Annotated in this window: 13 protein-coding genes; 9 read left to right on the plus strand and 4 right to left on the minus strand. The window is 73.7% G+C overall.

The window, feature by feature from the left end:
- Window positions 1-6 precede the first annotated feature (6 nt).
- The 9 genes from KKZ08_RS29005 (at window position 7) to KKZ08_RS29045 (ending at window position 11,748) form a co-directional block, all read left to right on the plus strand.
- The gene (locus tag KKZ08_RS29005) at window positions 7-783 is read left to right on the plus strand and encodes a hypothetical protein (protein ID WP_223777229.1); all 777 of its coding nucleotides are present in this window, start codon (window positions 7-9) and stop codon (window positions 781-783) included.
- A complete protein-coding gene (locus tag KKZ08_RS29010; protein ID WP_223777230.1) occupies window positions 780-2,759 on the plus strand; it encodes an ABC transporter permease in 1,980 nt (659 codons plus the stop codon). Before KKZ08_RS29005 ends, KKZ08_RS29010 begins: the two co-directional genes overlap by 4 nt.
- A 1,022-nt stretch (window positions 2,760-3,781) precedes the next feature.
- The gene (locus tag KKZ08_RS29015; protein ID WP_223777231.1) at window positions 3,782-5,431 is read left to right on the plus strand and encodes a hypothetical protein; all 1,650 of its coding nucleotides are present in this window, start codon (window positions 3,782-3,784) and stop codon (window positions 5,429-5,431) included.
- Window positions 5,424-6,371, plus strand: a complete 948-nt coding sequence (locus KKZ08_RS29020) for an ABC transporter ATP-binding protein (RefSeq protein WP_223777232.1) — start codon at window positions 5,424-5,426, stop codon at window positions 6,369-6,371. The genes KKZ08_RS29015 and KKZ08_RS29020 overlap by 8 nt, the downstream gene beginning before the upstream one ends.
- Before the next feature lie 14 nt (window positions 6,372-6,385).
- A complete protein-coding gene (locus tag KKZ08_RS29025; RefSeq protein WP_223779234.1) occupies window positions 6,386-7,054 on the plus strand; it encodes an ABC transporter ATP-binding protein in 669 nt (222 codons plus the stop codon).
- Between the two features lie 169 nt (window positions 7,055-7,223).
- Window positions 7,224-9,779, plus strand: coding sequence for a sensor histidine kinase KdpD (locus KKZ08_RS29030; protein ID WP_223777233.1), 2,556 nt, complete (start codon window positions 7,224-7,226; stop codon window positions 9,777-9,779).
- A 32-nt stretch (window positions 9,780-9,811) separates the two neighbouring features.
- A complete protein-coding gene (locus KKZ08_RS29035; protein WP_223777234.1) occupies window positions 9,812-10,495 on the plus strand; it encodes a response regulator in 684 nt (227 codons plus the stop codon).
- Between the two features lie 104 nt (window positions 10,496-10,599).
- The gene (locus tag KKZ08_RS29040) at window positions 10,600-10,998 is read left to right on the plus strand and encodes an OB-fold nucleic acid binding domain-containing protein (protein WP_127910110.1); all 399 of its coding nucleotides are present in this window, start codon (window positions 10,600-10,602) and stop codon (window positions 10,996-10,998) included.
- A gap of 3 nt (window positions 10,999-11,001) precedes the next feature.
- Window positions 11,002-11,748 (plus strand): DUF3159 domain-containing protein, encoded by a 747-nt coding sequence (locus KKZ08_RS29045; protein WP_223777235.1) that lies wholly within the window; start codon window positions 11,002-11,004, stop codon window positions 11,746-11,748.
- A 68-nt stretch (window positions 11,749-11,816) separates the two neighbouring features.
- On the opposite strand, the gene KKZ08_RS29050 is transcribed toward KKZ08_RS29045, so the two are convergent.
- From KKZ08_RS29050 to KKZ08_RS29065, 4 genes are all read right to left on the minus strand, one after another.
- Complete coding sequence (locus KKZ08_RS29050; protein ID WP_223777236.1) at window positions 11,817-12,494, minus strand: TrkA family potassium uptake protein; 678 nt, start codon at window positions 12,492-12,494, stop codon at window positions 11,817-11,819.
- Window positions 12,494-13,162: a TrkA family potassium uptake protein gene (locus tag KKZ08_RS29055; protein WP_127910113.1), complete on the minus strand. Its 669-nt coding sequence runs from the start codon at window positions 13,160-13,162 to the stop codon at window positions 12,494-12,496. Before KKZ08_RS29055 ends, KKZ08_RS29050 begins: the two co-directional genes overlap by 1 nt.
- Before the next feature lie 146 nt (window positions 13,163-13,308).
- Entirely contained in the window at window positions 13,309-13,548 is a 240-nt protein-coding gene (locus KKZ08_RS29060; RefSeq protein ID WP_223777237.1) for a hypothetical protein, read from the minus strand.
- A complete protein-coding gene (locus KKZ08_RS29065; RefSeq protein ID WP_223777238.1) occupies window positions 13,548-13,880 on the minus strand; it encodes a winged helix-turn-helix domain-containing protein in 333 nt (110 codons plus the stop codon). Before KKZ08_RS29065 ends, KKZ08_RS29060 begins: the two co-directional genes overlap by 1 nt.
- Window positions 13,881-13,953 lie beyond the last annotated feature (73 nt).

Below are 13,953 nucleotides of genomic sequence, written 5' to 3' on the forward strand. Positions count from 1 at the left end.
CTCGCCGTGCGGCCCGGGGACGACGTCACGGTACGGGGCGCGGACGAACGGCTCGTGCGGACGAAGGTGGTCGGACTGTACGCCGCCGGGGACCGCTCACCGGCCGTGTGGGCCTCGCTGAGCAGTACGTTCGGGACGCCGGACTCGGTCGCGGTCGCCGCGCGCGAGGCGTTCGCGGGCAGCCGGGGACTCGCCGGGGACGCGGCGGCGCTGTGGCTCGGGGTGCCCGAAGCGGGCGGGCTGCGGCTCGGGGACATCGGGGCGCTTCAGGACCGCGCCAAGCGGTTCGCGGGCAGCGACGCCTCGCTGTCCGTGCTGCGGGGCGGCGGCGGGCCGCCCGGGGACGACATCATCGTGTCGGCCGGGCTGCGCCGGGCGCTCGACCGGCTCACCGCGCCGATCGCCGTGGCCCGCGCCGGGCTCTACGTCCCCGCGACGCTCCTGGCCACGCTCGCCGCGACCGCCCTCGTGCTCACCGCGCGGCAGCTCGCCGAACACCGGCGCCCGGAGCTGGCCCTGCTCGCCGCCCGCGGGCGGGCACCCGGCGGCTCGTCCTGTCGACGGCCGGGCAGTGGGCCTGCGTGGCCGTGCCCGCCGGGTGGCCGCGCCCTTCCTCGCCGGACCGCTGCTGCGCGGGCTCGCCGAGGCCGGGCTCGTCGAGGGCGAGGTGCCGGGCCGGCGGCCACCGGCCTCGGATGGGCGGCGGCCCTGGCCGCCGTCGCCGCACACGGCGCCGCGCTGTTGCTGCCGACGGCCCGGGTCGTGCGGACCGGCGGGCGGTGACCCGGCTCCGGCTGCGGGTGGCGCGGTTCGCCGGGGCCCAGCGGCTCGGGGCGGACGTGGCGCTCGCGGCGGTCGCCGTCCTCGGCTGGCTCCAGCTGCGGCAGTACCGCTCGCCGGTGACCGGCGCCGACGGCCTCGATCCGGTCCTGGTGCTCGCACCGGTCGCGATGACCGGGGCGGCCGCGCTGCTCGTCCTGCGGTTCCTGCCGCTGCTCGCCCGCGTCGTCGACCCCCTCGCGCGGCGCGCCCGCGGGCTCGTCCTGCCGCTCGGCGGCTGGCAGATCGGGCGGCGCGCGGCACGCCACGCCGGGCCCGCCCTGGTGGTGACACTCGCCCTCGCGGTCGCCGCGCTCAGCAGTACGGCGCTGGCGATCCTCGACCGCGGCGACCGTGACCAGGCAGCGTTCCAGGTCGGCGCGGACCTGCGCGTCGAGCCGGGCGAGGGCGTGGCGCCCGAGGAGCGGCGCGGTGCGTACGAGGCACTGCCGGGCGCGGCGGCCGTCACGCCCGTGATCACCTCGGAGGGGTACGTCGGGCAGGACGCGGTGGCCGTCACCACCGTGAACACGGCGCGGGGGCCGGTGCCTGCACTGCGGGGCGATCTCGCGGACGCGCCCGTACGCGATCTGGTGGCGCCGCTCGGCAGAGGGATACCGGAGCACGGGTTACCGGTCCGAGGCGAAGGGTCCTTGCGGGAACTGCCGCTGCGGGTGCGGATGGCGGCCAGTGGCGGCGGTGACGTCGTACCCGTACGGCTCACCGTCCACTTCGAGGACGGGGACGGCCTCGGCCGGTCGAGTTCGGTGGTGGTCGAGGAGGGGCGGGCCCGGTCCGTGCCGCTGAAAGTGGGCGTGCGCGGTGGGGGCGTACGCATCCTCCAGATCGACCTGAGCATGGTCGGCGAACGGGTGCGGCGGACCTACCGGCTGACCGTCGACCGCGTGCCGGGGCTCGCGCGGGCGGCGCGCTGGCACGACCTGCGGGCCGACGCGCCGGACCGGCACGCGGCTTACTGCCCGGGTGTGCGGCGGGAGCGGGGAGCTTCGGGCGAGGCGCCGGGGCCCGTGCTCTGCCAGGACACCCCCGGTCCCGGCACACTCGTCGACGCGGTGCTGCGCGGGCCCGACGTACGGCTGAAGTACCCCGCGTGGAGCGTGCGGCTCGGCACGGACCGGGCCAAGGGGCGGCCGGCCGCGCCGGCGCTCGCCGGTGACGCGCTGCTCGACTCGGGGGCGATCAGGGTCGGGGACACCGTGACGGTCCGGCGGAGCGCGGGCGGGAGCGCGCGGGTCAGGATCGTCGGGCGGCTCGCGGCGGTGCCCGGAGTGCCGCGCGACCGGCCGCGACTGCTCGCCGACTCCCGTGCCATGGCCGCCCAGTGGGCCCTGAGCGGGGCGCTTCCCGAGGCGGAGGAGGCGTGGTGGGTGGGGGTGCGCGGCGCCGACACGGGTGCGGCCATGGCCGCAGTGCGCGCCGATCCTCGGCTGGGGAAGGCCGTCGACGTGCCCTGTGCCCGCGCGGAGTTGGCGGCCGATCCCCTGCGGCGGGGCGCGCGGGGCGCGCTGACGCTGTGCCTGGTGCTGGCGCCCGCCTTCGCCGTCATCGCCTTCGCGCTGCACACGGTGGTCTCGGCGCGGTCCAGGGAGCGGGAGTTCGCGCTGCTGCGGGCGCTCGGCGTGCGGCGGGGGCAGGTGGCGGCGTACCTGTGGACGGAGCAACTGGCGCTGGCCGGGGTGGCGGCGGTGCTCGGCACGGGGCTCGGGGCGGCCCTGGCGTCGGTGATCATGCCCGTGGTGACCGTCGACGCCGAGGGGGATCCGGTCTTTCCCTCGCTGGTCACCCAGGTGCCGTGGGTGCGCGTGGGGGTGACGGCCGGGGTGACCGCGGCGGTGATCTGTGCGGTGGTGACGGTGGCCGCGCGGGTCCTCGGGCGGGTGGATCTGACGCGGGTGCTTCGGGTGGGGGAGGAAGGGTGAGGGGGTGAGGGAGTGAGGGGGCCGAGCGGAGGCGTGGGTGGTGTCGCGGGGCGCGGGAGGTCCGTGCTGCGCGAGTGGTGGCGGGGAGGGCTCGCCCTGCTGCTGAGCGCCCTGGTCTGCGTGCTGGTCGCGGTCGCCGCCGGTGGGCCCGGAGTGCTCGAACAGCTGGCCGGGCAGGCCCTGGGCTCCCGTCTTGAGCAGGCGCAGCGGCTCGCGCCCGGAGTCGTCCACAGCGCGCGGTTCGACCCGGAGGAGGCGCGGATCGGCGCGGAGAGCGATCTCGGCGCCGATCTCGACGGGTACGCGCAGGCCATCGAGAATTCCACGCCCCGGTCGTTGCGGGGGGCGCTCGTGCACGACTCGACCCGGGTCCAGCTGCCCACGGTGCGAGGCGCGGGGGCCGCGCTGTCCCTCGTGTACGCCTCCGACGCCCCGGGACAGGAGGCGTACGTGGCCGGGCGGGCGCCCCGCGCGCGGGGCGAGGCCATCGAGCTCGCCGTGTCCACGCGGACACGGGACGCGCTCAGGCTCCGGGTCGGGCAGCGGGTGCCGCTGAGTGCGGGGGCCCTGGAGAACGTCCACGCCGTGGGGCGCGTCACCGGGATCTTCCGGGCCGCGGCGCGGCGCGCGAAGAGCGAGAGCGCCGGCCCATGGCCGCCATCCGCTCTCCGCGCGCGAGTCCACCTGCCGGTTCGGGGGGTACGGCGGGAAGTCGTGCGTGATCGGCGTCCACCCCGCGACCGAGCTGGAGACCGCCACCGAACTGCCCGATGTCTTCGAGGAGTTCCTGCGGCGGTGGCGCCAGGCCACGGTCGTGATCTCGTTCGCGTCGGCCTCGCTGCTAGGGGTCGGCCTTGCCGCCGTCGTCGTGACGTCGCTGTTGGTGGTGCGCCGCCGCCTGCCCGCGGACCGGCTGCTGCGGGCGCGGGGCGCCTCGGCCCCGGCTCGCCCTCGCGCGCGCCGCGTGGAACGCGCCTGCCGCGGCACTCGGGTTCGGCACCGGCTGCGCGGTCGCCGGGGCGGTGCCGGGGACTTCACCCGCGTACGGCAGGGGTCTGGTGGTCGCGGTGCTCTGCTGGTTGCTGCTCCCCCTCCTCACGTGGGACGCGGTGCGGGACCGGGTGGTGCTGCGCGAGCGGACACCGGGGCGGGCCGGGCGGCGGCTGGTCGCCGAGGCGGTCGTGCTGCTGCTGGCCGCGGGAGACGTGTTCGCGCTGCGGGCGCGTGGCATCGACGGAGCTGCGGGGGCTGGGGGAGCTGTGGGAATGTCCGGGGCGGATGGGGCCGATGGGGCTGCGGGGGGTGATGGGATTCCGGGGGTCGAGGGGGTCGCGGGGGCCTTGGGGCCCGATCCGCTGCTCGCCGCGGTTCCCGTGCTGCTCGGGCTCGCCGCGGTCGCCGTGCTGGTGCGGTGCTACCCCTGGCCGGTGCGGCTGGCGGCGCGGTGGTCGGGCCGGGGACGCGGCGTCGTGGGGCTCGTCGCGCTGTCCCGTGCCGCGAAAGAGGCCCCCGCGCGCGGGCTCGCGCTGCTCGTCCTCGTGGTGACGCTCGCCGGAGCCGTCTTCGGAGGCCTCGTCTCCGGGACGCTGGCCGAGGGGCGGCGGTCGGCTGCGGCCTGGCAGGTGGGCGCCGACGCCTCCTTCCTGGGGGCGGGGCGCGACCCCGACATGGCCGCGCGGCTGGCACGCGCGCGTGGCGTGCGGGAAACGGTGGCGGTGCGGCAGCTGCGGGTCGATCCCGTCAGCGGTACGGACGGGGGCAGGTACGGGATCTCCAGCCTGATCGGGGTGGACGCGGTCGAGCTGCGGGAGGCGGCGGGGAGTTCGGCCGCCGCGCGGGCACTGCGCGACGCCGGGCTGACCGGCGGCGGAAGGGGCCGGGAGATCAGGGTGCTCGCCTCCGAAGGCCGCGTGGGAGACCTGCTCACCTTCACGCGGCACGGCAAGGAGGTGCGGCTGCGGATCGCCGGGCCGCTGCCCGAAGGGGTGGAACGCGACCCGGCGCTCGGGCCCGTACGCGGAGCCACCGAGGCACGGCAACACCTGCTGCTCACCGACAACGGGGACCTCGGGTCCTTCGCCGCCTCGGAGTTCGAGGAGTCCGCGCTCCTGCTGTACGGCGAGCGCCTGGACGCCGGGGCGCTGCGTTCCCTCGTGCCGCGCGCGGCCCCGGGAACCGCCACCGGCGAACTCCGCATCCGTACCGAGGAACAGGCCGAGGCCGACGACGACGGGCTCATCGCCGCCGTGGACACCGCGCACACCGCCTGCACCGCACTCGCCGTGCTCCTCGCGCTGCTCGCCCTCGTCCTCGAACTGCTGCTGTCCGCTCCCGCGCGCGGGCGCACCGTCGCCTACCTGCGCACCCTCGGCCTCGGCGGCCGCGCCACGTCCGCGCTCCAGCTGCTGCAACTGCTGCCCATGATGCTCGCGGCCCTGGCGGGCGGCATCGCCCTCGGCCTCGCGCTGCCTGCGCTGCTCGGGCCCGCCCTCGACCTGCGGGAGTTCACCGGCGGGCCCACCGCGCCCGACCGGCACGTCGACGCGCTGTTCACCGTGGCTCTGGCGGCGGGGCTCTGCGTCCTGGTCGCCGTGGCGGTGGCCGTGGAGACCTGGCTCGGGCGGCGCCGGGGGCTCGGCGCCGTCCTGCGACTGGGGAGAACCGATGACTGAGGCGTCCCGCCGGGGAGCCGTGCCCGAACTGTCCGCTCTGGAGGCGCGGGCCCGCGCCGCGCCTCCGTCCGCGGGCGACGAGGGTCTCGTCGTCTGCGACAACCTCGTGCGTGTCTACCGCACCGAGGACGTCGAGGTGCAGGCGCTCCAGGGCCTCGACCTGGTGGTGGCCGAGGGCGAGTGCGTGGCCCTGGTCGGCGCCTCCGGGTCGGGCAAGTCCACGCTCCTGTCGATCCTGTCGGGGCTCGACCTGCCCACCGCGGGCCGCGCGAGGGTCGCGGGCCACGATCTGCTCGCCATGGGGCGACGCGAGCGGCTGGACTACCGCAGGCACACCGTCGGCTTCGTCTGGCAGCAGACCGGCCGCAATCTGCTGCCGTACCTGACCGCACGGGAGAACGTGTCCCTGCCGATGAAGTACGCGCGCGTGCCGCGCCGTTCCCGCCGGGAGAAGGCCGTCGACCTGCTCGGCGTGCTCGGCGTCGCGCACTGCCGCGACCGGCGGCCCGCCGAACTCTCCGGCGGTGAACAGCAGCGCGTCGCCGTCGCGGTCGCCACCGCCAACTCCCCGCGCGTACTGCTGGCCGACGAGCCCACCGGAGAGCTGGACACGGCCACCGGGGAGGACGTCTTCGCGGCTCTGCGCCGCGCCAACGAGGAGCTGGGCGCGACCATCCTGGTCGTCACCCACGACCCGCTCGTCTCCGAACAGGTCCGCCGCACGGTACGCATCCGTGACGGCCGTACGTCTACGGAGACGCTCCGCGAACGGGGCGGCGCGGGCGAGGAGTTCACGGTTCTGGACCGGGCGGGGCGGTTGCAGCTGCCGGGGGAGTACGTGGAGCGGTACGGGCTGCGGGGGCGGGTGCGGCTGACGGCCGAGCCGGGTCATGTGGGCGTGTGGCCGGACGGGGCGGGGGCGGAGGGCGGTGGCGGGTGAGCGCGCCGGAAGCCATGGTCGTCGTCGAAGACCTCCACCGCACGTACGGCACCGGAGCCGCCGCCGTGCGCGCCCTGCGCGGCGTCTCCTTCACCGTCCCGCGCGGCGAACTCGTCGCCCTGAAGGGACGCTCAGGCTCCGGCAAGACGACCCTGCTGAACCTCGTCGGCGGACTCGACGTCCCGGACAGCGGCAAGATCACCGTCGACGGCCTGGACCGCGCGGGCCTCGGCGAGAGCGGCCTGCTCGAGCTGCGCCGCGACCGCCTCGGCTTCGTCTTCCAGTCCTTCGGACTCATCCCCATCCTCACCGCAGCCGAGAACGTCGGCGTCCCCCTGCGGCTGAAGAAGACCGACCCACGCGCACGGGAGGAACGGGTCGCGCTGCTGCTCGCCCTCGTCGGCCTCGCGGACCACGCGAACCAGCGGCCGGGCGAGCTCTCCGGAGGACAGCAGCAGCGCGTGGCCATCGCCCGCGCCCTGGCGAACAAGCCCTCCCTGCTGATCGCCGACGAACCCACCGGGCAGCTCGACGCGGAGACCGGGCTCGCCGTGATGGAGCTGCTGCGCGCGGTCGTCCGCAGCGAGCGCGTCACCGCGCTGGTCGCCACGCACGACACGGCGCTGCTCGACCTCGCCGACCGGGTCCTCGAACTGCGCGACGGGGAGATCGTCGAACCCTGACCCCTCCACGGACGCATCAGGATGGTGTCCACAGGCGTATCAGGGTTGTGTCAAGGACGGCCTCCCCGCACCCCCTCGCCCGTAATGCCGGATTTGCTGGCCGTAAGGTCGGACGTGCGTACGCAGGTAGACGCTGCGTACACAGTTGTTCGAGGAAGACAATGAGGCCATGGCACGCGGCAAGCTTCGGATCTACCTGGGCGCGGCACCGGGCGTCGGCAAGACGTACGCGATGCTCTCCGAGGCGCACCGGCGCGTCGAGCGCGGCACGGACTGCGTGGTCGGCTTCGTGGAGCACCACGACAGACCGCGCACCGAGGTGATGCTGCACGGCCTCGAACAGGTGCCCCGCAAGGACCTGGAGTACCGCGGCACCGCCTTCACCGAGATGGACGTCGACGCCGTCCTGGAGCGCGCCCCCGCCGTCGCCCTCGTCGACGAACTCGCCCACACCAACATCCCCGGCTCCCGCAACGCCAAGCGCTGGCAGGACGTCGAGGAGCTCCTCGCGGCGGGCATCGACGTCGTCTCCACGGTGAACATCCAGCACCTGGAGTCCCTCGGCGACGTCGTCGAGTCCATCACCGGCGTACGCCAGCGCGAGACGGTCCCGGACGAGGTGGTGCGCCGCGCCGACCAGATCGAACTGGTCGACATGTCGCCCCAGGCGCTGCGCCGCCGCATGGCCCACGGCAACATCTACAAGCCCGACCGCATCGACGCCTCCCTCTCCAACTACTTCCGCCCCGGCAACCTCACCGCCCTGCGCGAACTGGCCCTCCTGTGGGTCGCCGACCGCGTCGACGAGTACCTCCAGCAGTACCGGGGCGAGCACAACATCCGCTCCACCTGGCAGGCCCGCGAACGCATCGTGGTCGGCCTGACCGGCGGACCCGAGGGCCGTACGCTCATCAGACGCGCCTCCCGGATGGCCGCCAAGGGCTCCGGCAGCGAGATCCTCGCCGTCTACATAGCCCGCAGCGACGGCCTGACCGCCGCGTCCCCCAAGGAGCTGGCCGTCCAGCGCACCCTGGTCGAAGACCTCGGCGGCACCTTCCACCACGTCATAGGCGACGACATACCGGCCGCGCTGCTCGACTTCGCCCGGGGCGTCAACGCCACCCAGATCGTCCTCGGCTCCTCGCGCCGCAAGACCTGGCAGTACGTCTTCGGGCCCGGCGTCGGCGCGACCGTCGCCCGCGACTCCGGGCCCGACCTGGACGTGCACATCGTCACCCACGGCGAGGTCGCCAAGGGGCGCGGCCTGCCCGTCGCCCGCGGCGCCCGCCTCGGCCGCTCCCGGATCATCTGGGGCTGGCTGGTCGGCGTCGCGGGACCCGCGCTCCTGACGCTGTTGCTCACCCACGTCGACGCCGACCTCGGCCTCGCCAACGACATGCTGCTCTTCCTGACGCTGACGGTCGCCGCCGCGCTCCTCGGCGGTCTCCTGCCTGCCCTCGCGTCGGCGGCCGTCGGCTCGCTGCTCCTCAACTACTACTTCACGCCGCCGCTGCACCTGTGGACGGTCTCCAACAACAAGAACATCGTCGCGATCGCCGTCTTCGTGGGCGTCGCCGTCTCCGTGGCCTCGGTGGTGGACCTCGCCGCGCGGCGCACCCACCAGGCCGCCAGGCTGCGCGCCGAGTCGGAGATACTCTCCTTCCTCGCGGGCAGCGTCCTGCGCGGCGAGACCAGCCTGGACGCCCTCCTGGAGCGGGTCAGGGAGACCTTCGCCATGGAGTCCGTCGCGCTCCTGGAGCGGGCGGGCGACACCGAGCCCTGGACCTGCGCGGGCAGCGTCGGCGACGGCCGCGCGCCGGGCCGCCCCGAGGACGCCGACGTCGACATGCCGGTCGGCGACCACATGGCGCTCGCCCTGTCCGGCCGCGTCCTGCCCGCCGCCGACCGCCGGGTCCTCGCCGCGTTCGCCGCGCAGGCCGCCGTCGTCCTGGACCGCCAGCGCCTGAAGTCCGAGGCCGACCAGGCCCGCACCCTCGCCGAGGGCAACCGCATCCGCACCGCGCTGCTCGCCGCCGTCAGCCATGACCTGCGTACGCCGCTGGCGGGCATCAAGGCGGCCGTGTCCTCGCTGCGGTCCGACGACGTCGAGTGGTCCGAGGAGGACGAGGCCGAGCTCCTCGCGGGCATCGAGGACGGCGCCGACCGCCTCGAACACCTCGTGGGCAACCTCCTCGACATGTCACGGCTCCAGACCGGCACCGTCACCCCGCTGATCCGCGAGATCGACCTCGACGAAGTCGTCCCCATGGCCCTCGGCGGCGTCCCCGACGGCAGCGCGGAGCTGGACATCCCCGAGACGCTGCCGATGGTCGCCGTCGACAAGGGCCTGCTGGAGCGGGCGGTCGCGAACATCGTCGAGAACGCCGTCAAGTACGCCCCCGAGGGCGAGCCCGTCAAGGTCTCCGCCAGCGCGCTGGGCGAGCGCGTCGAGCTGCGCGTCGTGGACCGCGGGCCCGGCGTCCCCGACACCGCCAAGGACCGCATCTTCGCGCCCTTCCAGCGCTACGGTGACGCTCCGCGCGGCGCGGGCGTGGGCCTCGGCCTCGCCGTCGCCCGCGGCTTCGTCGAGGCCATGGGCGGCACCCTCACCGCCGAGGACACGCCCGGAGGTGGCCTGACCATGGTCCTCACCCTGCGGGCGGTGGCGGGGCGGCCACCGGACCGCCCCGAGCTGCCCGACCTCCCCGCCCAGGTCACCCAGTGACCCCGAACCAGAACCCAGAAAGGCAGGCCGGCATGACCCGGGTGCTCGTGGTCGACGACGAGCCGCAGATCGTACGCGCCCTCGTGATCAACCTGAAGGCGCGCAAGTACGAGGTGGACGCGGCATCCGACGGCGCCACGGCGCTGCAACTGGCCGCCGCCCGCCACCCCGACGTGATCGTGCTCGACCTCGGGCTGCCCGACATGGACGGCGTGGAGGTCATCCGGGGCCTGCGCGGCTGGACGCGCGTCCCGATCCTCGTGCTGTCCGCCCGGCACAGCTCCGACGAGAAGGTCGAGGCCCTCGACGCGGGCGCCGACGACTACGTGACCAAGCCCTTCGGCATGGACGAGCTCCTGGCCCGGCTGCGCGCGGCCGTCCGCCGGGCCGAGCCCACCGGCGCGGGCGAGGACGACATCATGGTCGACACCGAGGACTTCACCGTCGACCTGGCCGCCAAGAAGGTCAACCGCGCCGGCCGCGACGTACGCCTGACGCCGACCGAATGGCATCTCCTGGAGGTCCTGGTGCGCAACACCGGCCGCCTGGTCAGCCAGAAGCAGCTGCTCCAGGAGGTGTGGGGCCCCTCCTACGGCACGGAGACCAACTACCTGCGCGTCTACATGGCGCAGCTGCGCCGCAAGCTGGAGGCCGACCCGGCACATCCGCGGCACTTCATCACCGAGCCGGGGATGGGCTACCGCTTCGAGCGGTGAACTCCGCCGTCCGACCGCACGCGTCGAATCCGCCGTGAGCGGGCATAAGCACAGATGAGCGCACCCCTTTCCCCGGTGTCGGCACCCCCCGGTAGGCTTCTTGTATGAGTGCTGTTCCTGGTTCCGAAAAGCCGGCAGGCCGTTTCCGGCGCATGCTCGACCGGCTGTCCTCCTCGCAGGAGGATCTGGAGTCGGAGGAGCTGCGCGAGGACTCCGAGACCGCGGGCTGCGTCCGCATCGGAGACTGCCAAGACCGCCAGATAGTCACCGTTACTGGTACCTTGCGCACGGTCACCCTGCGACCACGCGCCGGGGTCCCCGCGCTGGAGGCCGAGCTGTTCGACGGCTCCGCGGCGCTGGACGTGGTGTGGCTCGGCAGGCGCTCCATCGTCGGGATAGAGCCGGGGCGCAAGCTGATCGCATCGGGCCGGATCTCGATGAGCCGCGGCCGCCGGGTGCTCTTCAACCCCAAATACGAACTCAGACCGCTCGGACGGGAGTAGCCGGTGACGTCCCTCGACAAGCCGACGCACCAGGGGAACGCGGATCAGGACCAGCAGACCGCGTCCGATTCCAGGGCCGTGACCGAAGCAGCCCTCTTCGAGGCCTTCGGCGGCGTGCGGGGCATGGTGGAGACGGTCGTCCCCGGCCTGCTCTTCGTGACCATCTTCACGGTCAACAAGGACCTGCACATGTCGGCCATCGCGGCCCTCGCGGTCTCCCTGGTGCTCGTGGTGGTCCGCCTGGTCATGAAGGACACCGTCAAGCACGCCTTCAGCGGCGTCTTCGGAGTCGCCTTCGGCGTGGTCTTCGCGATGATGACCGGCAACGCCAAGGACTTCTACCTGCCGGGCATGCTCTACACCCTCGGCCTCGCCCTGGCCTACATCATCACGACCCTCGCGGGCGTTCCCCTGATCGGCCTCATCCTCGGCCCGGTCTTCAAGGAGAACCTCTCCTGGCGCACCCGCAACCCGGGCCGCAAGAAGGCGTACGCGAAGGCCAGCTGGGCCTGGGGCCTGATCCTGCTCGCCAAGTGCGCGATCCTCTTCCCGCTGTACTGGTGGGCGGACACCACGCAGTTCGGCTGGGTCCTGGTCGCCCTGAAGATCCCGCCGTTCCTGCTCGCCGTCTACCTCACCTGGGTCTTCCTGGCGAAGGCCCCGCCGCCGATCGACGTCTTCGCCGAGATGGAAGAGGCGGAGAAGGCCGAGAAGGCGGAGGCGGCGGAGGCGGAGCGCAGCGCCCCCTAGCAGTCGGCGGTACGCGGATGGGGGCGCCCAGTAACTACTGGGCGCCCCCATCCGCGTACCGCCGACTGCTAGCCCACCGCGTCCTCCCGGCGCACCGAGAGCAGATCCTCCAGCTGCTCCTCGCGCGCCTGCGCGGCCACGAAGAGGAGCTCGTCACCGGCCTCCAGCGAGTCGTCCGGGGTCGGCGCGAGGACGCGCGTGCCGCGGATGATCGTCACCAGCGAGGTGTCCTCGGGCCACTGCACGTCACCGACCCGCGTGCCCGCGAGGGCCGACTCGGGCGGCAGCGTCAGCTCGACGAGGTTCGCGTCGCCGTGGCTGAAGCGCAGCAGCCGCACGAGGTCGCCGACGCTCACCGCCTCCTCGACGAGGGCGGACATCAGGCGCGGCGTGGAGACCGCGACGTCGACGCCCCAGGACTCGTTGAAGAGCCACTCGTTCTTGGGGTTGTTCACGCGGGCGACGACGCGCGGGACGCCGTACTCCGTCTTGGCGAGCAGGGACACGACGAGGTTGACCTTGTCGTCGCCGGTCGCGGCGATCACGACGTTGCAGCGCTGGAGCGCCGCCTCGTCGAGGGAGGTGATCTCGCAGGCGTCGGCGAGCAGCCACTCGGCCTGCGGGACGCGCTCGACGGAGATGGCCGTCGGCGCCTTGTCGACGAGAAGGACCTCGTGGCCGTTCTCCAGGAGCTCACCGGCGATGGAGCGACCCACCGCACCGGCTCCGGCAATGGCGACCCTCATCAGTGACCGCCCTCCTCGGGGCCTTCGGCGAACGCGGCTTCGACCTTGTCGACCTGATCGGTGCGCATCATCACATGCACCAGGTCGCCCTCCTGGAGGACCGTCTGCGAGGTCGGCAGGACCGCCTCACCCAGCCGGGTGAGGAAGGCGACGCGTACGCCGGTCTCCTCCTGGAGCCGGCTGATCTTGTGCCCGATCCAGGCCTCGGACGCGTGCACCTCGGCGAGCTGCACGCCGCCGGTGGGGTCGCGCCACAGCGGTTCCGCCCCCGAGGGGAGCAGGCGGCGCAACATCTGGTCGGCGGTCCAGCGGACGGTGGCGACCGTGGGGATGCCGAGGCGCTGGTAGACCTCGGCGCGGCGGGGGTCGTAGATGCGGGCCGCGACGTTCTCGATGCCGAACATCTCGCGGGCGACGCGGGCGGCGATGATGTTCGAGTTGTCGCCGCTGCTGACGGCGGCGAAGGCGCCCGCCTCCTCGATGCCGGCCTCGCGCAGGGTGTCCTGGTCGAAGCCGACGCCGGTGACGCGGCGGCCGCCGAACCCGGAGCCCAGGCGGCGGAAGGCCGTGGGGTCCTGGTCGACCACGGCGACCGTGTGCCCCTGTTGTTCCAGGGTCTGCGCGAGAGCGGAACCGACTCTCCCGCAGCCCATGATGACGATGTGCACGACCGTCCTTCCGGCTGTGTCAATACTCTGTGCTCAGGCTGAACGGTAAAAGCGTCTCAGACCGGAGCCCAAGCTACACACGCGCGGTCCGCGCAGGGCACCCCCGGGCACCCCCGCGCACCTGCCGGGCGGACGGATCCGCGGGCTCAGTCGACGCTGCGCAGCAGGCCCTCGACGTTCTGCAGCCGGTGACCGAGCTCCACCAGCTGGAGGCGGGTCGCCTCCTGCTCCGACCTGGCGCGTTCGACGGCCTCGCGGTACTCCTGCATGGCCTGCGCGTACTGCCGGTCGCGCTCGCGGTTGCGCTGCGACTGGAAGTAGGCGACGGCGACGACCGCGCCCGCGAGTATCAGGAAAAATGCGACCGGAATGATCACGTCGTCCACTAGGACGTCCCCTTGTCTGAGTGCTGTCCGTCGTCGCCCGTCCGGCCCTGCCGGACGGCCGCGACGATCGTATCCACGTTCAACCGCACGTCGAACGGCGCCAGTTCGAAGTACTTGAGCGCCTTGCCGTCGTCGGAGAGCTCCAGGCGGCCGACGACGAGGCCGGCCTTCTCCATGCGTTCGAGGTGCATGTAGAGCAGGGGGCGGGACACCCCGAGCCGCCGGGCCAGTTCGCTGACGTACAGCTGGCCGGACGCGAGCTCGCTGATGATCCGGATGCGCTGCGCGTGGCCGACCGCCGCGAGAAAAGCCAGGAGCTCCTCGCTGTCCATGGTCCGCCTTCGTGCTGGTCCCGATACCTGTCAGTCAAGGCTTACGTATGGCGGGTTCCGCTGTCAATCCGAC

Origin of the sequence: Streptomyces sp. 135, from assembly GCF_020026305.1 — a bacterium.
Lineage (GTDB): Bacteria > Actinomycetota > Actinomycetes > Streptomycetales > Streptomycetaceae > Streptomyces.

Excerpts from the sequence above, each read along its gene's own strand:
- KKZ08_RS29050 (WP_223777236.1), bottom strand. The coding sequence starts at position 12,494 with ATGAGGGTCGCCATTGCCGGAGCCGGTGCGGTGGGTCGCTCCATCGCC.
- KKZ08_RS29025 (WP_223779234.1), top strand. The coding sequence starts at position 6,386 with ATGGTCGTCGTCGAAGACCTCCACCGCACGTACGGCACCGGAGCCGCC.
- KKZ08_RS29020 (WP_223777232.1), top strand. The coding sequence starts at position 5,424 with ATGACTGAGGCGTCCCGCCGGGGAGCCGTGCCCGAACTGTCCGCTCTG.
- KKZ08_RS29035 (WP_223777234.1), top strand. The coding sequence starts at position 9,812 with ATGACCCGGGTGCTCGTGGTCGACGACGAGCCGCAGATCGTACGCGCC.
- KKZ08_RS29065 (WP_223777238.1), bottom strand. The coding sequence starts at position 13,880 with ATGGACAGCGAGGAGCTCCTGGCTTTTCTCGCGGCGGTCGGCCACGCG.
- KKZ08_RS29030 (WP_223777233.1), top strand. The coding sequence starts at position 7,224 with ATGGCACGCGGCAAGCTTCGGATCTACCTGGGCGCGGCACCGGGCGTC.
- KKZ08_RS29040 (WP_127910110.1), top strand. The coding sequence starts at position 10,600 with ATGAGTGCTGTTCCTGGTTCCGAAAAGCCGGCAGGCCGTTTCCGGCGC.